The sequence below is a fragment of the Tardiphaga sp. 709 genome (assembly GCF_032401055.1).
In the GTDB taxonomy this organism is placed as follows: Bacteria; Pseudomonadota; Alphaproteobacteria; order Rhizobiales; family Xanthobacteraceae; genus Tardiphaga.
In genome coordinates this window covers 6180126-6199413 of record NZ_CP135529.1, presented here as the reverse complement: position 1 = coordinate 6199413, position 19288 = coordinate 6180126, and the positions used below count along the sequence as shown (strand labels likewise).

19 protein-coding genes are annotated in these 19288 nt (G+C 62.7%); 5 read left to right on the top strand and 14 right to left on the bottom strand.

Features of this window, described 5'->3' with window-relative positions; all coding sequences use genetic code 11:
* Nucleotides 1-81 precede the first annotated feature (81 nt).
* Complete coding sequence (locus RSO67_RS29625) at nucleotides 82-672, bottom strand: DUF177 domain-containing protein (RefSeq protein ID WP_315841768.1); 591 nt, start codon at nucleotides 670-672, stop codon at nucleotides 82-84.
* The gene (locus tag RSO67_RS29620; RefSeq protein WP_315841767.1) at nucleotides 669-1211 is read right to left on the bottom strand and encodes a ubiquinol-cytochrome C chaperone family protein; all 543 of its coding nucleotides are present in this window, start codon (nucleotides 1209-1211) and stop codon (nucleotides 669-671) included. Before RSO67_RS29620 ends, RSO67_RS29625 begins: the two co-directional genes overlap by 4 nt.
* A gap of 140 nt (nucleotides 1212-1351) precedes the next feature.
* Between RSO67_RS29620 and RSO67_RS29615 the strand changes: the two genes are divergently transcribed.
* Both RSO67_RS29615 and RSO67_RS29610 read left to right on the top strand, forming a co-directional pair.
* Nucleotides 1352-1822 carry an outer membrane protein assembly factor BamE gene (locus RSO67_RS29615; protein ID WP_374725644.1) on the top strand — a complete coding sequence of 157 codons (471 nt, stop codon included), beginning with the start codon at nucleotides 1352-1354 and terminating at the stop codon, nucleotides 1820-1822.
* A gap of 157 nt (nucleotides 1823-1979) precedes the next feature.
* Nucleotides 1980-2984, top strand: a complete 1005-nt coding sequence (locus tag RSO67_RS29610) for a tripartite tricarboxylate transporter substrate binding protein (protein ID WP_315841766.1) — start codon at nucleotides 1980-1982, stop codon at nucleotides 2982-2984.
* A gap of 74 nt (nucleotides 2985-3058) precedes the next feature.
* Here RSO67_RS29610 and RSO67_RS29605 read toward each other — a convergent pair whose 3' ends face one another.
* From RSO67_RS29605 to RSO67_RS29590, 4 genes are all read right to left on the bottom strand, one after another.
* A complete protein-coding gene (locus RSO67_RS29605; protein WP_089264607.1) occupies nucleotides 3059-3301 on the bottom strand; it encodes a DUF2171 domain-containing protein in 243 nt (80 codons plus the stop codon).
* Between the two features lie 82 nt (nucleotides 3302-3383).
* Complete coding sequence (locus RSO67_RS29600; RefSeq protein ID WP_165826963.1) at nucleotides 3384-3539, bottom strand: hypothetical protein; 156 nt, start codon at nucleotides 3537-3539, stop codon at nucleotides 3384-3386.
* A gap of 88 nt (nucleotides 3540-3627) precedes the next feature.
* Nucleotides 3628-4458 (bottom strand): arylamine N-acetyltransferase, encoded by an 831-nt coding sequence (locus RSO67_RS29595; protein WP_315841765.1) that lies wholly within the window; start codon nucleotides 4456-4458, stop codon nucleotides 3628-3630.
* Between the two features lie 1123 nt (nucleotides 4459-5581).
* Complete coding sequence (locus tag RSO67_RS29590) at nucleotides 5582-6382, bottom strand: hypothetical protein (protein ID WP_315841764.1); 801 nt, start codon at nucleotides 6380-6382, stop codon at nucleotides 5582-5584.
* Nucleotides 6383-6540: 158 nt separating this feature from the next.
* Between RSO67_RS29590 and RSO67_RS29585 the strand changes: the two genes are divergently transcribed.
* From RSO67_RS29585 to RSO67_RS29575, 3 genes are all read left to right on the top strand, one after another.
* Entirely contained in the window at nucleotides 6541-7023 is a 483-nt protein-coding gene (locus RSO67_RS29585; RefSeq protein ID WP_315841763.1) for a YaiI/YqxD family protein, read from the top strand.
* 9 nt (nucleotides 7024-7032) lie between these two features.
* Nucleotides 7033-8844, top strand: coding sequence for an ABC-F family ATP-binding cassette domain-containing protein (locus RSO67_RS29580; protein ID WP_315841762.1), 1812 nt, complete (start codon nucleotides 7033-7035; stop codon nucleotides 8842-8844).
* Nucleotides 8845-8906: 62 nt separating this feature from the next.
* Nucleotides 8907-9986: a D-TA family PLP-dependent enzyme gene (locus RSO67_RS29575; RefSeq protein WP_315841761.1), complete on the top strand. Its 1080-nt coding sequence runs from the start codon at nucleotides 8907-8909 to the stop codon at nucleotides 9984-9986.
* On the opposite strand, the gene RSO67_RS29570 is transcribed toward RSO67_RS29575, so the two are convergent.
* The 8 genes from RSO67_RS29570 to RSO67_RS29535 form a co-directional block, all read right to left on the bottom strand.
* Nucleotides 9983-11158, bottom strand: a complete 1176-nt coding sequence (locus tag RSO67_RS29570) for a TIGR03862 family flavoprotein (protein WP_315844392.1) — start codon at nucleotides 11156-11158, stop codon at nucleotides 9983-9985. The genes RSO67_RS29575 and RSO67_RS29570 overlap by 4 nt on opposite strands.
* Before the next feature lie 84 nt (nucleotides 11159-11242).
* Nucleotides 11243-12160, bottom strand: coding sequence for an SDR family NAD(P)-dependent oxidoreductase (locus tag RSO67_RS29565; protein WP_315841760.1), 918 nt, complete (start codon nucleotides 12158-12160; stop codon nucleotides 11243-11245).
* Between the two features lie 12 nt (nucleotides 12161-12172).
* A complete protein-coding gene (locus tag RSO67_RS29560; RefSeq protein WP_315841759.1) occupies nucleotides 12173-12634 on the bottom strand; it encodes a MaoC family dehydratase in 462 nt (153 codons plus the stop codon).
* A 105-nt stretch (nucleotides 12635-12739) separates the two neighbouring features.
* A complete protein-coding gene (locus RSO67_RS29555) occupies nucleotides 12740-14482 on the bottom strand; it encodes an AMP-binding protein (RefSeq protein WP_315841758.1) in 1743 nt (580 codons plus the stop codon).
* Between the two features lie 13 nt (nucleotides 14483-14495).
* Nucleotides 14496-15383, bottom strand: a complete 888-nt coding sequence (gene mmsB, locus RSO67_RS29550) for a 3-hydroxyisobutyrate dehydrogenase (RefSeq protein WP_315841757.1) — start codon at nucleotides 15381-15383, stop codon at nucleotides 14496-14498.
* An 82-nt stretch (nucleotides 15384-15465) separates the two neighbouring features.
* Complete coding sequence (locus RSO67_RS29545) at nucleotides 15466-16536, bottom strand: enoyl-CoA hydratase/isomerase family protein (RefSeq protein WP_315841756.1); 1071 nt, start codon at nucleotides 16534-16536, stop codon at nucleotides 15466-15468.
* A complete protein-coding gene (locus RSO67_RS29540; protein ID WP_315841755.1) occupies nucleotides 16533-17678 on the bottom strand; it encodes an isobutyryl-CoA dehydrogenase in 1146 nt (381 codons plus the stop codon). The genes RSO67_RS29545 and RSO67_RS29540 overlap by 4 nt, the downstream gene beginning before the upstream one ends.
* Nucleotides 17679-17766: 88 nt before the next feature.
* Nucleotides 17767-19263, bottom strand: a complete 1497-nt coding sequence (locus RSO67_RS29535; RefSeq protein WP_315841754.1) for a CoA-acylating methylmalonate-semialdehyde dehydrogenase — start codon at nucleotides 19261-19263, stop codon at nucleotides 17767-17769.
* Between the last annotated feature and the right edge of the window lie 25 nt (nucleotides 19264-19288).

The following is a 19288-nucleotide window of genomic DNA, read 5'->3' as shown; positions in this document are numbered from 1 at the left end:
CGTTTCCGTGACCCGATACAACATCTTGACCGGGCGCTTTTGTCCCGTCAGCCGCACCGGGCGTGGAATCGGACCCCGGTCTCAGCCCTTCCCGGGCTTTTTGGATTGGGGCGTCTCAGAGGCGGTTTTCAGCGCTTTCAGGGCCGCAAACGGATGCTCTTCCGGGTCCGGAACCTCCACCAGCGGCTCGAATACGGCATCTGGCTTACGGGGATACGGGTCCAGCCCCAGAAACAGCGCGTCGGTCGCCAGTTTGCCGAGGTCGATCAAACCGTTTTCGATCGGCTCCGGCGGATCCGGGGTCTCCTCGTCGCTCTCCACGTCCTCGTCCACCGATTCGGCGAGTTCGCGAATCTGCGATGGCGGCGCGAAAATCACGTCGATCTCTTCCTCGAAATCGGCAGCCAGCGGGTCCAGCGTCACCACGCAGGTCTGCTCGACCTTGCCCCAGATGCGACCGGTGACATGCACCGTACCGCCCTTGACGGGGTTCAGCAGGAGTTCGCCTTTCACGGCGCCCACGCTGACGAGGCCACCGAGTTCGGCGATCCGCTTGCGCTCCTCGGGCGTGGCCTCGATGTCGCGCGCCAGCCCCGTTTCCGGGATCTGGATCACGGCGATGGGCACGCTCCAGGGCGGCGTGAGATCCACGGTGCGGTCGGGTTTGTTCATGTCGTTACCAAGGTCTCCGCAGGCGACGGGAAATGCCACGCGCCTGATGTCAGTGTCGTTGCATCCAGCGTGCCCAGACGGGCATTCGCCGCTTCGACATAAACAGCGAGACGCCGGGCGTTCTCGATGTCCATGCCACTATAGATATTCTTCGACAGCGCCGCCGCCAGAGGCTCCCTGCCCGCGCCAAGCGCTGCGTCATAGGCGCCTGTCCGGCCGTAAAACGCATCGCCGAATTCCCGCATTTTCTTCGGCACCTTCATATCGCTGGTGCCGAGTTCGCGCAGGTTATCGTCCATATCGCTGCAGAACCTGTCGAAAAGTCCCTGCGACAACTCATCCTTCGGGTTCAGCCGGCGCAGCACCAGCCACAGGTGCAGCAGCAACATATCGAAACGCCCGTTTACCGTATCCGGTGCTCCCAAGTCCCGATAAAACAAGGGTTCTCGCGCCTGCGCCACGATCATGCCATAGATGGCTTCAATGGTGCCGCGCAACGGCGCCGGGGGCTTTCTGAAGTGACTGAACGGCCAGACCATCTTGGGTTCCTCAGGCGGGCCCCTCGGGCACGCGCATGTTGCATTCAGAGGTTCTGCCCGGTACGTCAACGCCTTCCGGGATGCAAGTCTTTCGGAAGCAAGGCCTTCCCGAGAATCAAGAGGATGGGACCCCCTCCGCTATGACAATTTCGACCTCCATCAGCGCGAAGGCGCGGCTGACACGTGGCTGGCGCGGCATGCGCGCCGCACTCGCGGTCGCGGCCCTGTGCGTTACGCTGGGCGCCTGTGCCGAGCAATTCCAGAAGGGCTACATCCTGCCCCCCGGCGCGCTGGAGCAGATCCCGATCGGCGCCAGCCAGGATCAGGTCCTGATCGTGATGGGCACGCCATCCACTGTCGCCACGCTATCAGGCGAAGTGTTCTATTACATCTCGCAGCGCGCCGAACGCGCCGTCGCGTTCATGCCGCAGAAGGTCACCGACCAGCGCGTCATCGCGATCTATTTCGACAAGAACCGCAAGGTGATCCGGCTCGCCAATTACGGCCTGCAGGACGGCAAGATCTTCGACTTCATCAGCCGCACCACGCCGACCTCCGGTCAGGAAATGAGCTACCTCACGCCGCTGTTCAAGCTGATCAGTTTCCGCTAGGCGGAACTATCAAATCGCTGAATTGCAAGAGCCCCGCAGCACACGCTGCGGGGCTTTTCTTTACGCTGTGGCCAACGTCGGCTTGCCCGCCACCATCTGCCTCATTACGATTTCAGCAAGATCAAAAACCAAAACGACACCATCGAGGGAAGAAGCTATGACCAATCTGGTTACCCGTCGCCGGGTACTCACCGGCGCCGCCGCGATCACCAGCGCCGCGATCCTGCCGCGCGCGAGTCTCGGCGCCGGCGAATGGAAGCCCACTGAAACCGTCCGCGTCATCGTGCCCGCCGCAGCCGGCGGCTCCACCGACGTGATGGGCCGTATGCTCGCTGCGCATCTGCAGCCGGCCTGGGGCCAGTCCGTGGTGGTGGAAAACCGCTCGGGCGGCGGCGGCACCATCGGCACCGCCGAAGTCGCGCGCCTCAAGGGCGATGGCCACACCATCCTGGTCGGCAATCCCGGCCCCAACGCCATCGCCTACAGCATCTTCAAGAACCTGACCTACAAGAGCGATCAGTTGCAGGCGGTCAGCAACATGATCAAGATTCCGAACATCGTCTGCGCGCATCCGAGCGTGCCGATCAAGACGATCCCGGAGCTGATCGCCTATATCAAGGCCAATCCGGACAAGCTGAACTATGGCTCGTCGGGCGTCGGCCAGAGCCCGCATCTCACCGGCGCATGGTGGCTGCAGCTCACCGGATTGAAGATGCAGCACGTGCCGTTCCGCGGCGCGGGTCCTGCGCTGCAGGCGGCCCTCGCTGGCGACATCCAGATCCTGTTCGACAATCTCTATCCGTCGCTGCCGCAGGTGCTCGACGGCAAGCTCACCGGCCTTGCCGTCACCACGCAGCAGCGCAATGCCCAGTGCCCGAACGTTCCGGCGATGCGCGAGACCGCGCCCGAGCTGGAGAAGTTCGACGTCGCGTCATGGTTTGGCGTATTCTATCCGAAGAGCACACCGACCGAAGCCGTGACCTCGCTCAATGAGCAGATCAAGGTTCTGCTCGGCACGGATGCGACCAAGAAGACCATCGCGGCCATGGGCGCCGTGTCGGACTACGGCACGCCCCAACAATTCCAGACCTTCGTCGAGGCTGAGACGGCCAAGTTCAAGACCATCATCGACAAGGAAGGCCTGCAGATGGAGGTGAAGTGAGGCGCGTCTCACCTCGCTCCATCTGAGTGATCCGAACGAAAGCCCCGCGGTTCGCACCGCGGGGCTTTTTCGTTCTACTTCTCTTCTTCCATCGCAAAGGCGACGTCGCCATTGGCCGAGAGCCGCACCTTGTCGCCCTCAACCTCGGCGACCAGACCGCCATCGATGAAGTGATGGTGACCCTTGTGGCTGCCCTCGCCGCTGTCCTTCTTGGTCAGCTTGATGCGGTTGCCCTCGACCTTGTCGACCGTGCCGACGTGCACGCCGTCCGCGCCGATGACTTCCATATGTTCTTTGATCTTGCTGAGCGCACTCATGTCGTATCCTCTGATGTGGGGAACACTGAACGTGCGGCTGCGCAATAGGTTCAATCGCGATCCGGTGAGATCGGCGTCCCGATTATGCGCCCTTGTTCATCTTCTTGATCTTGGCGTCCTGCGCCTCGATCGCCAGCGTCAATTCCATGATCGCCTTGGACAAAAGCTCGGTGGCTTCCTTCTGGTCCTGCGACTTGGCGGCGCGCAGCGCGTAATTCTTGGCGGATGACAGCGACATTTGACGTTCCTCGTGATGATCCCGGGGGCGAATTAGCCGAAGGCGTCATTCGCCGCAATCGGGTCGGAATGGTGGGATTACGCAGCGGTCAACGGCGCTCCGCGTTTGCGTTGATGACCGCGAATATCTCGTCGGCGGATGCCGGCGGCGTGACGCCGAAGGTCTCGTCAAGAACCTGCTGCAACTCCGCAGCGCTGCCGAGCACGCGTTCAGACATCGGTTCGCCGTCAGGTCCCTCCGTGATCAGGTGGCGATTGACCAGTTTATAACGCCGGCCGCTGCTGACGCGCTCCATCACCAGCGTCGAGGTGAAGGGCACGAAGGGACTGGTCGATGTGTACCAGTTGCCGAGCTCGTAATCCGACGGCAGTTGCGGCGTGCGGTCAAACACGTACATCGTCCGCCAGCCGTCCGCCCGCTTCACACTCAGCGACAACAGGCCATCAGCTTCGATCAGCCGATAGGTCCCCATCGCCGTTTGCTGCTCGGTCCCCGTGAGGAGCCGTAGAGGTGCATCGAGCATGCAGGCGCCAAAGCCGGTATCGGCGAGATAAGGTCCGTCCGGAAGATCGACTTTCAAGAGCATGTGCGTCCTGGGGCCAAGCGGACTGTCCGGCGGCGCATTCCAGCGCACCCGGGCGCCGAGTCCCGTGACCTTGAAGCCGATCGCGACGAGTGCAGCCCTCAGCACCGCATTCAGCTCATAGCAATAACCACCACGTCGGCCATCGATGAGTTTCTGTTGCAGCGACGCCATGTCCAGTTTGACCGGCAGACGGAGAAAAGGATTGAGACCCTCGAAAGGCAGCGCATTGATGTGAGCGACATGAATGGCCGTCAGTGTCGCCAGATCCGGCGCAACCGATCCGTCAAAGCCGATGCGCGCGAGATAGCGATCCAGCCGAAAAACATCCGTCATCATTTGCCCCTTGATCATCACGCTCTGACATAGCCCATCCGACAGCAGCGGGCGACAAAGCATCACCACTTTGTCATTCCGGGGCGTGCGTCTGGGCTCGTCATTCCGGGCCGGACTGAGCTCGGAATCTTGATCCAAGCTCGTCATTCCGGGGCGCACGAAGCGGCGCAGCCGCGTAGTGCGAACCCGGAATCTCGAAGTGTTTGGCGCTGACCAGAGACTCCCATGCTGAGATTCCGGGTTCGCGTGCGCGAAGGCGCGCCCGCGCCCCGGAATGACGAGTTCTTGGCCGGGACCACGCCTAAACATTTTTTCCTATATCTCGTTGACAATATCCCTGTATGGACTATATTCCCCTCCGTCCTGCCCCACCGAGAGGGGCGATCGCGATCGTCACGTTCGCGGGGTGGGATGCGGTGGACGCCGGAGATGCGGCGTTACGCGGTTCATGGGTGACGTCTGTCTTCGGGCAGGACGGATCTGCGCCAGCACTGCCACTGGCAAGGAGACGGCCGACCTTCGGATGGAAAGAATCCTGGACAGTGTGACGGACGACCAAATCGAAACGCGTTCGGCTTACTCGCTTGAGGCTCCCTTCCCATCGCCTTGGGACTTTAATTCGGTGATCGGATCGTTCGCTGAGGCAAAGTGCAAGCAACCGAAAAAACACCGCATGCGGAACGTCGGGCACTCGCTCGGCGCCTCCGAAAGTCCTGATGCACTCACTTGCGGAAGACCGCATTCGCATCAGGCCCAAGGGTGCAACGGGCACCCGGCGTTCCGCACGCCCTCTCACAAGGGGGCGGGAATGCAAGAGACGACGGCGCCCCCGCGCCGCAAACAATGGGGGTGATGACGCATGTCTGAAGAGCAGTGGCTGTTTGACATTCACATCTACGATGGCGCGCAGGCGCCAGAAATATCCCTCCCCCAAGCGAAGCGCAGTGGGGAGGGTCGGCCGAGCGAGGCGATGCGAAGCATCGACGAAGTGGAGGCCGGGGTGGGGTATCTCCGCGAGCTTGACGTGTGTGGCACCACCCCCACCCGACCGGCCTAACGGCCGGCCACCCTCCCCACGCAAGCGCGGAGGAGGGAAAAGGAAGAGCGCCGCTGCTCTACAACATCACGCCGCCACGACCTCGCGCGGCTGAGTGATCGCGATATGCTGGCAGTGCGCTATGGGCGTCGTGCCATTGGCCACGATGAGCGCATCGAGCTCGACAAAGCGATGCCCTTTCTTCTCGTAATTGGCGGTCACCTTCGCCCGCGCGATCAACTCGTCATCGGTATTCGCGGTCGCGAGCAACTGCATCCTGCTGCCGACGTGAATCCACGGCCCGAGCAGCGCATTGTCCACCAGCACCTTGTTCATGATCCGCTGCAGCACGCCGGGATGCACGATGCCCTCGCGCAGATACCGATCGTCGGCCTCGCGAACCTCACCCAGATATTCGGCAAGTCCATCCTCCGGCCAGACCCGCGGCGCGGTCCCGAGCCACTTGTCCAGCGCGTAGGAATTGGCATCCACCGGCAGCCGCTTCGACACAGCCGCCGTGTCCGGGAAATCGTCCAGCGCCGGCACCATCGGCCGCTGAGTCAGCGATGCGGTCCCGGCCGCACGAATCTCGCCGCCGCCCTCAACGCTCAGCGCGAGCCCCTCGCCGGCTTCCTCGGCGACCACCTCGACTGTCTCGCCGTCATAGACCGGCTTGGTGAAACGGGCCTCGATCAGACCACGCTCCAGAAAGTCCCGTCCCCAGTGCTGCACCGGCGGATGGATCATATAGGCCAGCACGTCGACGCCAGGCACCAATCCGCCGCTGAAACCGAATTTCCGGGCGACAGAATCGTCATGCATCTTGTTTTCGGACTGTTTGGCCGTGTTAAAGGCCTCAACACGGTACGGTTCGAGCCGTTTGGTCATGATTCCTCCCGAAAACTGCGCGAAATTGAGTGTTCGCCTTGGCAGGAGATGATACCCGTCACCATGTTCGAGGCAAGGCGACGGGCGGGGAACTGTCCCGCGTCAGCGCCACATCGCCCACCCGCAAATGACTGCCTTTTCGTGGAACTTGTGCTCCCTTGACCACACGCATCTATATCGACGCCGACGCCTGCCCGGTCAAAGACGAGATTTACCGCGTCGCCGCCCGCTTCAGCCTGCCCGTCAGCGTGGTCGCCGGAAACTTCATCCGGGTGCCTGACGATCCCCTGATCGAGCGGATTGCCGCAGGTTCGGGCATGGATGCGGCCGATGACTGGATTGCGGAACGCGCCCGGAAGGGCGATATCGTGATTACGGCGGACATTCCGCTGGCCAGCCGCTGCGTCAAGGCGGGCGCCGCGGTAATTGCCCCTAACGGCAAGCCGTTCACAGAACAATCCATCGGGATGACGCTCGCGGTACGCAACCTGATGACCGATTTGCGGTCTTCGGGCGAAATCACCGGTGGTCCCAAATCATTCGCGCCGCGCGATCGCTCGGCGTTCCTGTCGGCCTTGGATCAAACCATCCGCCGCATCCAGCGCGACCCGGCCTTTGCGCCCGCGCCGAAACAAAGTTGAACTGACCTTATGGCTCCTCCGCTTATCCAGCTGAAAGACATCTTCCTGACCTTCGGCGGCACGCCGCTGCTCAACGGCGTCGAACTCTCGGTGTCGCAGGGCGAGCGCGTCTGTCTGATCGGCCGCAACGGCTCCGGCAAGTCGACGCTCCTCAAAATCGTGGCGGGGATCGTCGAAAACGACAAAGGCAGCCGCTTCGTGCAGCCCGGCGCCACCGTGCAGTATCTGCCGCAGGAGCCGGACTTCTCCGGCTATGCGACGACGCTCGCTTATGTCGAAGCCGGCATGGGCGACGGCCACAACATCTATCAGGCGCAATATCTGCTCGAACAGCTCGGCCTCACCGGCCACGAGGATCCGAACAATCTCTCCGGCGGTGAAGCGCGCCGCACGGCGCTGGCCCGCGTGCTGGCGCCCGAGCCGGATATCCTGCTGCTCGACGAGCCGACCAACCATCTCGATCTGACGACGATCGAATGGCTCGAAGGCGAACTCGCCAGCCGCCGCTGCGCGCTGGTGTTGATCAGCCATGACCGCCGCTTTCTCAGCAACCTCTCACGTGCCACCGCCTGGCTCGATCGCGGCCAGATCCGCCAGATTGATCGCGGCTTCTCGGCCTTCGAACAGTGGCGCGACGACGTGCTGGCGGAAGAAGAGCGCGACCAGCACAAGCTCGACCGCAAGATCGTCAATGAAGAACATTGGCTGCGCCACGGCGTCTCCGGCCGCCGCAAGCGCAACGTCAAGCGCCTCGCCGGCCTGCATGAACTGCGCGCACAGCGCCAGGACTATCGCGGCGCCGCGGGCAACGCGACGCTCGCTGCGGCCGAAGCCGAGAAGTCCGGCAAGCTGATCTTCGAAGCGAAGAACATCTGCCGCACTTACGGTGACCGCAAGATCGTCGACGACTTCTCGATCCGTGTGCAGCGTGGCGATCGCATTGGTGTGGTCGGTCCGAACGGTGCGGGCAAGACCACGATGATCAACATGCTGACCGGCACCGAGCCGCCGGATTCCGGCACCATCCGGTTCGGCGCCAATATCGAAATGGCGACGCTGGACCAGCATCGCGAAAGCCTCAACCCGAAGACCACGCTGGCGGAGGCCCTCACCGGCGGCCGCGGCGACCATGTGATGGTCAACGGCCAGCCCAAGCATGTGGTCAGCTACATGAAGGACTTCCTGTTCTCGCAGGAGCAGATGCGCACGCCGCTCGAAGTGTTGTCCGGCGGTGAGCGCGGCCGATTGATGCTGGCGCGGGCGCTGGCGAAACCATCCAATGTGCTGGTGCTGGACGAACCGACCAACGACCTCGATCTCGAAACCCTCGACGTGCTCGAGGAAATGCTCGGCGACTACGAGGGCACCGTGATCCTGATCAGCCATGACCGTGACTTTCTCGATCGCGTCGTGACGTCAGTGATCGTGCCGGAAGGCAACGGCAAGTGGATGGAATATGCCGGCGGCTATACCGACATGCTGGCGCAGCGCGGCGCCGACCTGAAGCGCGAGGCGAAGACCGAAGCCGTGGCTGCCAAAAGCAACGGCAGCAAGTCGGACTCGTCCAAGCCCGCCGGCAAGCGCAAGCTGAACTTCAAGGACAAGCACGCGCTGGACACCCTGCCGAAGACGATGGACAACCTGCGCTCCGAAATCGCCAAGCAGCAGCGCCATCTCGACGATCCCAATCTCTACAAGAAGGATCGCAAGAAGTTCGATACGGCCACCGCTGCGCTGTCAAAGGCACAGAAGGAATTGCAGGATTCGGAAGAGCAATGGCTGGAGCTGGAAATGCTCCGCGAAGAGATCGAGAACGCGTAGCGCGTGTTCCGTAAAAGTGGGTACCGGTTTTGCGATCAGAACACGCGCAGGAGACTAACGACATGACCACATCGCTTGCAACCAAGATCGCCAACGAATACGGCACGCCTGCCCTCGTCATCGACATGGACCGCGTCGAGCGCAACATCGCGCGTATCCAGAAGGTCTGCGATGATGCCGGCATCGCCAACCGGCCGCATATCAAGACGCATAAGAGCCCGGTGATCGCGAAGATGCAGATCGAGGCCGGCGCCAAAGGCATCACCTGCCAGAAGCTCGGCGAGGCCGAGATCATGGCCGATGCAGGGATCGACGACATCCTGATCAGCTACAACCTGCTCGGCGACGAGAAGATGGCGCGGCTCGGCGCCCTGCAGGCGAAGGCAAACGTCACCGTGGCCGCCGACAATTCCGTCGTCATCGGAGATCTGCCGAAAGCCGCCGCGATTTCGGGTCGCAACCTCAACGTCGTTGTCGAATGCGACACCGGCCGCAAGCGCGCCGGCGTCGAGACGCCGGCGGAGGCGATTGCACTGGCCAAGGAGATCGCCGCCTCGAAGGGCCTGACCTTCGCGGGCTTTATGCTATATCCGACCGAAACCGGCTGGCCCGACGCACAGAAATTCTATGACGAAGCACTGGCCGGCGTCCGCGCACTCGGCCTCGAGCCGAGCATCGTCTCCACCGGCGGCACGCCGAACCTGAAGAATGTCGGCTCGCTCAAGGGCGCCACCGAACATCGCTTCGGCACTTACATCTACAACGACCGCATGCAGGTGGCCGCCGGCTCCGCGACCTGGGACGATTGCGCGCTCAACGTCTATTCGACCGTGGTCAGCCGCGCCGGCCCGGAACGCGGCATTCTCGATGCCGGCTCCAAGACGCTGACGCCCGACACCGGCGGCCTCGATGGCTACGGCCTGATCCTCGAACATCCCGAAGCCAAGATCGCGCGCTTCGCCGAGGAGCATGGCTTCCTCGATCTCGGCCGCAGCAACACCCGCCCCAACGTCGGCGACGTCGTCCGCATCGTGCCGAACCATGTCTGCGTGGTCGTCAACATGTTCGATGAAGTGGTGATGGTGCGCGGTGACGAGATTATCGGCACGCTCCCGGTGGCCGCGCGTGGTCGGTTGCGCTAGCGCGCGAGAAAACGCAGCGCGCCCTCACCGGCCGCAGCGCCTGTTGCAAACGAGGCTTGCAGCAGATAGCCGCCGGTCGGCGCTTCCCAGTCGAGCATTTCGCCGGCGACGAAAGTGCCCGGCATGCGCTTCAGCATGAAGGCGTCGTCGATCTCATCGAACGAGACGCCACCCGCCGTCGAAATCGCGCGTCCGATCGGCGCGACGCCGCTGAGCGTGACCGGCACGGCATTGATCAAGGAGGCCAGCTTCTCCGGCGACAACGACGCCAGTTGAAGCCCCTCGGCGACAGTGACTTCCTGCAGCAGCCCAATCGCCACCGGCGACAGATGGATCGCCTTGCGCAGGAAATTGGAGAACGACTGCTTGCCGCGCGAAGCGGCCAGCTTCGTCGTCAGTTCACCCGCGTCGAGATCAGGTCGCAGAGCAACGCGCAGCGTAGCCTTGCCGTCCGCGATGACAGCCTCACGCAACAGAGACGACAGCGCATAGATGCCGCCACCTTCAATGCCAGTGCGCGTCACCATTGCCTCGCCGCGCACCGTGTGCACGCCGAACGACAGCGCGGCGCCCTTCAGCGGCTGACCTTCGAAACGGTCCTTGAAGATCTCCGACCACGCAACCGTAAAGCCGGAATTCGCCGGACGCAGCGGCGCGATACTCACGCCCTTCGCCGCGAGCACATCGACCCACGCACCGTCCGAGCCAAGCCGCGGCCAGCTTGCACCGCCCAGCGCAAGAATCGCGCTCTTGCAGGCGACCGTCTGCGAGCCGTCCGGCGTTTGGAATATCAAACGTCCCTCGCCGTCCCATCCGGTCCACCGATGCCGAAACGCGAATTGAACGCCACTCTCGTCCAGTCGCCGCAGCCACGCGCGCAGCAATGGCGATGCCTTGAAGGCCTGCGGAAACACCCGGCCGCTGGAGCCGACGAATGTCGGCTGCCCGAGCGCCTCGCTCCAGCCCCGTAAAGCGGTCGGCGTGAAAGCCGAGATCGATGGCGCGAGCCGCGCTTCCGCGGCACCATAGCGCTTGAGAAATTGAGGCAGCGGCTCACTATGAGTGAGATTGAGCCCGCCGCGTCCGGCCATCAGGAACTTGCGGCCTGCCGACGGCATCGCGTCATAGACCGTAACGGCAGCGCCGCCACGGCTCAGGACGTCGGCCGCCATCAGCCCAGCAGGACCTGCGCCGATGACCGCAACTTGGTTCTTCACAGGCTTAGTCACGGTCACACGATCTGGCGAAGCCGCCGGTCAGGCCTTCACGCCCAAGCGAGTGGCGGCCTGCTCGACATACTTCTGGGTCTGATGGAAAGCGCCTTCCAGCGCCCTAGCCTTCGACATATCACTAATGTCCGCGAAATGCGCGGCAATCGTGTCCGGGCTCCAGTCAGCTTCGGCGAAATTGACACCTTCGCTTTCCAGAATCTTGATGACCGCAAAGGAGCCTGCGCCGGCGCCCATGATGGTCTTCGTCGGCGCATTCTCGCTCAGGAGATATTCGACCGCCGGCGTGATCGCTTCCGGCTTCATCAGTTGCAGCGCCTGCGCCGGCAACAGTTCCTCGGTCATCCGCGTGGCGGCGGTCGGCGATACGATGTTGACGCGGATGTCGGTCTTCCGACCTTCCTCGGCGAGCACATTCATCAGTCCGACCATGCCTGTTTTGGCCGCGCCGTAATTGGCTTGACCGAAATTGCCATAGAGGCCGGACGACGAGGTGGTGAGCACGATGCGCCCATAGTTGCGCGCGCGCATACCTTCCCACACGGCCTTGCAGCAATAGAACGTGCCGGTGAGATGCACGTCGAGCACCTTGGCGAAATCGGCAAGCTCCATTTTGGCGAACGACTTGTCGCGGAGGATACCGGCATTGGCGCACATCAGGTCGACACTGCCCCACTCCTTGGTGGCCTTGTCGACCATCGCACTGACCTGCTCGAAGTTGGAGACATCAGCGCCATCGGGCATCGCCGTGCCGCCGGCCGCGCGGATTTCCTCGACGACGGACTCCGCCGCCGTCAGCGAACCGCCGGTGCCATCGCGCGCGCCGCCGAAATCATTGACGACGACCTTGGCGCCGAGCTTCGCAAGGCCCAGCGCATGGGCGCGGCCCAATCCATTGCCGGCGCCGGTGACGATGGCGACGCGGCCGTCAAATCGAATGGTCATTTGGAACTCTCCTCAATTGAAATAGACAAGGCCGAGCCAGTCGGCGACCAGCGCCGGCTTGTCCTCGCCTTCGATCTCGACACTCACGCTGGTGCGCGTGAACAATTCCTTGGGCTTGCGCAACGTCGCTTCGGTCAGCGTGAAGCGGCCGCGAATGCGCGTACCGGCTTTAACCGGCGACACGAAACGCACTTTGTCGGTGCCGTAGTTCACACCCATGGCGACGTCGGCGAGTTGCGGCAGAGCCTCATAGGAGAACACCGAGAGCATCGACATGGTCAGAAAGCCATGTGCAATGGTCGAGCCGAACGGCGTTTCGCGGGCACGCGCGGAATCGACATGGATAAACTGAAAATCCTCCGTCGCCGCGGCGAACGCATCGATGCGCTTCTGGTCCATGACATGCCAGGGCGACACGCCGACTTCCTTGCCCACCATGGCGATATAGGCATCACGTTCAATCATCGCGCTCATTCAGTCTCAGTCCTCAAATCCAGTTGCGTTGCGGGCGCAGATTCCACAGCGCACACCCTGACGCCAAGCGAAATTGTGCGCTGCAGCCATGCAAAGCGCGACAAATTACCGCTCGCCCTCTTGCGATCCCGCCGCGCGGAGTGCCTGCAATTCGGGGAAGTCCTCTTCACGAAACTCGACGCCGCGAAGAGGATCGCTGCGATCGTCGGCGTGTTCGAGCCGACGCAGATGGACCCTGCGAATCTTGCCCGAAATCGTCTTCGGCAGCTCGGTCACGAACTCGATCCGACGTATACGTTTGAACGGCGCCAGACGCACATGCAGATGCTGATAGATCGACAACGCCGTCGCCTTTGACGGCGCGGTATCGCCGATCAGCAACACATAGGCCTTGGGGATGGCGAGCCGGATCGGATCGGGACTCGGCACGATGGCGGCCTCAGCCACGGCATCGTGTTCGAGCAGAATGCTCTCCAGTTCGAACGGGCTGATGCGATAGTCCGACGATTTGAACACATCGTCGGAGCGACCGACGAAAGTCAGATAGCCGTCGTCATCGACGAACACGACATCACCACTGCGATAGACGTCGCCGCTTGCACCGCTGACGCTACCGTCTTCGGCCTGATACCCCTGCATCAGTCCTGCCGGGCGATCGATGCCAAGCACGAGACTGACCTCGCCCTCCTTCGCCGGATTGCCATCGGCATCGACAACGCGGACCTTGTAGCCCGGCAGCGGACGGCCCATGGAGCCGACCTTGACGATCTGGCCTGGCGAATTGCCGGCCAGCGCCGTTGTCTCGGTCTGGCCATAGCCGTCGCGAATGGTGAGACCCCAGGCCGCCTTGACCTGATCGATCACTTCCGGATTGAGCGGCTCGCCGGCGCCGCAGACCTCGCGCAGCGCGACCTTGAACGTCGCGAGCTTCTCCTGAATGAACAGCCGCCACACCGTCGGCGGCGCACACAGCGTCGTCACACCGCAGCGTCCGATGGTGGCGAGCAGGCCCTTGGCGTCGAAGCGCGGCTGATTGACCACGAACACCGTTGCGCCGGCATTCCAGGGCGCGAAGAAGCAACTCCAGGCATGCTTGGCCCAGCCCGGCGAGGAGATGTTGAGATGCACGTCGCCCGGCTGCAGCCCGATCCAGAACATCGTCGAAAGTCCGCCGACGGGATAGCTGCGCTGACTGTGCCGCACGAGCTTCGGCTTCGCGGTCGTGCCCGAGGTGAAATAGAGCAACATCGGATCGTCGGCTTTGGTCGGACCATCCGGTGTGAATGTATCGGGGAAATCCGCGGAGCTTTCGAAGGCGAGCCAGCCGTCATGTGGCGACGTGGCGTTGACGACGATCTGGCCGATGCCGTCAGTCTTCAGGCTGCCGAACTTGGCGACCTGATCCTCTGCCGCCACCACGAGCCTGGCGCGGCCGCGATCGAGCCGGTCCTGCAATTCATCCGGCGTCAGCAGCGTGGTGGCGGGAATGATGACGACGCCGAGCTTGATCGCCGCCAGCATGGTCTCCCACAGCGGCACCACATTGCCGAGCAGCAACAACAGATGATCGCCGCGCTTCAGCCCCTGCGCGCGCAGGAAATTGGCAACCTGATTGGAGCGCCGTGACAGCACCTCGAACGACAACTTCGTCTCGCGGCTGGCGGCCGCATCGACGATCCAGAGCGCGGTCCGGTGCTTGCCGACGGGATCATGGGCGAGTTCGGCGTCGAACCAGTCGAGCGCCCAGTTGAAGTCGACCGGATCGGGCCAGCGAAAGCCGGCAACGGCTGTGTCGTAGTCGGTGCGGTGTTCGAGAAGGAAGGCGCGGGCCTGCTTGAACGTGGTCATGCCGACGTTCTCGCTATTTCGGCATCAAATGCCTGAGGTGATGAATGATCCCCGAGAAGTCATCACCGCCGTGACCTTCCTTCTCGTAGGTCTCGTAGATGCTCTCGGCATGGGCGCCGAGCGGCGTCCGGGCGCCGGCCGCTTTCGCGGCCTCCTGCGACAGCCTGAGATCCTTGAGCATCAGCGCCGCGGCGAAGCCGGGCTTATATTCGTTATTGGCTGGTGATGTCGGCACCGGTCCCGGCACCGGGCAATAGGTCGTCAGCGACCAGCACTGGCCCGACGAGGTCGACGCCACATCGAACAGCGCCTGATGCGACAGACCCAGCTTCTCGGCGAGCACGAAGGCTTCACTGACGCCGATCATGGAAATGCCAAGGATCATGTTGTTGCAGATCTTGGCCGCCTGCCCCGCGCCGGCATCGCCGCAATGGACGATCTTCTTGCCCATGGCTTCCAGGATCGGCTTGGCCGACGCGAACGCCGTGGCATCGCCGCCGGCCATGAAGGTCAGTGTCGCGCCCTTGGCGCCGCCGGTGCCACCCGAGACCGGCGCATCGACCGATGGTAGCTTCTGCGCAGCCGCCAGTTCATGCGCCTTGCGTGCGCTTTCCACATCGATGGTCGAGCAATCGATCATCAGCGCGCCTTTGGCGGCTGCGGGAATGACCTCGCTCCAGACCGACACCACATGTTTGCCGGCGGGCAACATGGTAATGATGACCTCGGCTCCCTTCACGGCATCAACCGCCTTGTCGGCGATGGTCACGCCATCGGCCTTGGCTTGCGCGCGGGACGCCTCAACGAGGTCGAAACCGGTGACCTTGTGGCCTGCCTTGACCAGATTGGCGGCCATCGGGCCACCCATATTGCCGAGACCGATGAATGCAATGCTGGTCATGTCCTGCCCTCGTGATCGTTTGTTTGTTTTTAAAGCCTGATGAAAACGACGAAATCCAACTTTCGTTCAGAACGCTCGACCTTCAGAAGGTCAGCTCAACATCCCGTTTGGCCAGATAGCGCGCCACGATCTCCGGCGTCACGCTCCTGAGATCCGGCGGCTGCCATGTTGGATTACGATCCTTGTCGATGATGGCAGCGCGCACGCCCTCGACGAAGTCGGCGCTATCGAACACCTCGAGCGCCGCGAGATATTCGCGCGACAGACATTCCTCGAGTGACTTCGATGCACGCGCGAGCCGCAGCAGCTTCAGGGTAACCTTGAGCCCCCGCGGTGACTTGTCGGACATGGCCTTGAGTGTCGCCAGCGCGAAATCTGAACCGTCCTGCTCAAGCGCAGCCACGATCTCCTCGACGCTGTCATGGGCGAAAGCGCGATCGATCAGCGCACGCTGCGCCGTAACTGGACCGGTTTGTTCCGGAGCTGCAAACTTCTTGAGTGCCGTCATCACCGACGCTGCATCGGCCCCCGCCGACAGCTTTGTCAGCGCCTCGCGCAATGCCGGCCAATTGACGGTGTCGATCAGGACGTCCGCCATATGTGCAGCAAGCGCATCGGCACCATTTGCTGTCAGTCCGGTCAGACCGAAATACGTCCCGAGTTCGCCCGGCGCGCGCGACAACAGCCATGTACCGCCGACGTCCGGGAAGAAGCCGAGGCCCACTTCCGGCATCGCCATCCTGGTCTTCTCGGTAACGATGCGGTGGCTGGCATGGCCGGCCAGACCGACGCCGCCGCCCATCACGAAACCATCCATGTAGGCGACATAAGGCTTCGGGTACTTCGAAATCCTCGCGTTGACGATATATTCCTCGCGCCAGAAGATCTTGCCGAGATCGCCTTTGACCTTGGCGCTCTCATAGAGACCGCGGATATCACCCCCGGCACACAATCCCCGTTCGCCCGCACCTTCCAGAATGATCAGCGCAACCTTCGGATCGGCCTCAAACATATCGAGCGCCGTCGCGATCTCACGCGTCATCTCCAGCGTCAGTGCATTCAGCGCCTTCGGCCGGTTCAGGCGGATCACACCGGCCGCGCCTGCGCGCTCGACGATGAGGTCGCCGGCTTCGGTCACAACGTCGGAGTTCATCGCGCGCCCTCGATCAACTTGCGCGACACGATCAGCCGCATGATTTCATTGGTGCCTTCGAGGATCTGGTGCACCCGCAAATCGCGCACGATCTTCTCGATGCCGTATTCGGCGAGATAACCATAGCCGCCATGCAGCTGCAGCGCGTCGTTGGCGACCTCGAAACCGATATCGGTGCCGAAGCGCTTGGCCATAGCACAGAGCATGCCGGCATCGGCATCCTTGCGGTCCAGCGCCGCCGCCGCTCGCCACAGGAAGGTGCGTGCGGCTTCCAGCTCGGTCGCCATGTCGGCGATACGAAACTGCAGCGCCTGGAATTCGTCGAGTCGCTTGCCGAACGCCTTCCGCTCCTTCATGTAGCTCAGCGACTTGTCGAGCGCAGACTGCGCGCCACCAAGCGAGCACGCAGCGATGTTGAGACGACCACCGTCGAGGCCGGCCATGGCGATCTTGAAGCCGATGCCCTCGTCACCCAGCCGGTTGGCAATCGGCACGCGGCAATTTTCGAAGATCACCGCGCGTGTGGACTGCGCGTTCCAGCCCATCTTGCGTTCGTTGTTGCCGAACGACAGACCGGGCGTGCCGGCTTCTACCACGATGGTCGAGACGCCGCCCGCTCCCTCGCCGCCGGTGCGCACCATCACGACATAGACGTCGGTGTCGCCAGCGCCGGAAATGAATTGCTTCTGCCCGTTAAGAACATAGTGATCGCCGTCCACGACAGCGCGGGTGCGCAGCGCCGCCGCATCCGATCCCGAGCCTGGCTCAGTCAGGCAGTAGCTCGCCAGTAGCTCCATGGTGCAGAGACGCGGCAGCCACTTCTGGCGCTGCGCTTCGCTGCCATATGAATCGATCATCCACGACGCCATGTTGTGGATCGAAATGAAGGCCGAGGTGGTCGGACAGCCGGTCGCCAGCGCTTCAAAGATCAGCGCGGCGTCGAAACGCGTCAGTGCGGAGCCGCCGACATCGTCACGGATGTAGATGCCGCCCATGCCGAGCAGCGCGGCTTCGCGCATCACCTCTTTCGGGAAATGCTTGTCTTCATCCCATTTGAGCGCAAAGGGAGCGATCTTTTCCGCAGCAAATTCGCGCGCCATGTCGCGAACGGCGGTCTGTTCCTCATCGAGAGCGAATTGCATCACGCCCTTCTTGTTGATTGTTGATCAGCCGGGAAAATGAAACGGCCCGGTGCACCACCTTTGGGAGCGCCGGGCCGCTTGCGTGTTCTTACTTCATCAACGGGATCGAGAACTCGGCGCCTTCCTTGACACCCGATGGCCAGCGCGCGGTGACCGTCTTGGTCTTGGTGTAGAAGCGGATCGAATCCGGACCATGCTGGTTGAGATCGCCGAAGCCGGACTTCTTCCAGCCACCGAAGGTGTAATAGGCAATCGGCACCGGGATCGGCACGTTGATGCCGACCATGCCGACATTGACCTTGGCCGCGAAGTCGCGCGCAGCGTCACCGTCACGGGTGAAGATCGCAACGCCGTTGCCGTAGTCATGATCCGACGGCAGCGCGAGAGCTTCTTCGTAATCGTGGGCACGCACCACCGACAGCACGGGCCCGAAGATCTCTTCCTTGTAGATACGCATGTCCTTGGTGACGTTGTCGAACAGACAGCCACCCATATAGAAGCCGTTCTCGTAGCCCTGCATCTTGAAGCCACGGCCATCGACGGCGAGCGTGGCGCCTTCCTTGATGCCGATATCGACATAGTTCTTGACGCGGTCGACGGCTTCCCTGGTCACCAGCGGACCGAAATCGGCCGACGGATCCACGGAGGTGCCGATCTTCAGGCTCTCGACGCGCGGGATGAGTTTTTCCATCAGGCGGTCGGCCGTGGTCTTGCCAACAGGTACCGCCACCGAGATCGCCATGCAGCGCTCACCGGCGGAGCCGTAGCCGGCGCCGATCAGCGCATCGACGGTCTGGTCCATATCCGCATCGGGCATGATGATGGCGTGGTTCTTGGCGCCGCCGAAGCATTGAGCGCGCTTGCCGGTCGCCGCAGCGCGCTCATAGATATACTGGGCAATCGGCGACGAGCCGACGAAGCCGACAGCCTTGATGTCTTCGTCGTCGAGGATTGCGTCGACGGCTTCCTTGTCGCCGTTGACGACATTGAGGATGCCCGGCGGCAGACCGGCTTCGATCATCAGTGCGGCGAGCATCATCGGCACGCCGGGATCGCGCTCCGAGGGCTTCAGGATGAAGGCGTTGCCGCAGGCGATTGCCGGGCCGAATTTCCACATGGGGATCATCGCCGGGAAGTTGAACGGCGTGATGCCCGCGACGACGCCGAGCGCCTGCCGCATCGAATAAATGTCAATGCCCGGACCGGCGCCTTCGGTGTATTCGCCCTTCATCAGATGCGGAATGCCGCAGGCGAATTCGATCACTTCGAGGCCGCGCTGAATGTCGCCCTTGGCGTCCGGCACGGTTTTGCCATGCTCACGCGCCAGGCAATCGGCCAGCTTGTCGTAGTCGCGATTGGCGAGTTCGAGGAACTTCATCAGCACGCGGGCGCGGCGCTGTGGATTGGTGTTGCCCCAGGCGACCTGCGCCTCGGCGGCATTGAGCACCGCGGCGCGCATCTCAGCGTTGCTGGCCAGCGCAACCTTGGCCTGAACTTCGCCGGTCATCGGCTCGAAAACGTCGGCGAAACGCCCCGACTTGCCCTCGACCTCACGGCCGCCGATGAAATGTCCGATCGTGCGCATGCGTTCCTCCTGGGAGCCAAATTTG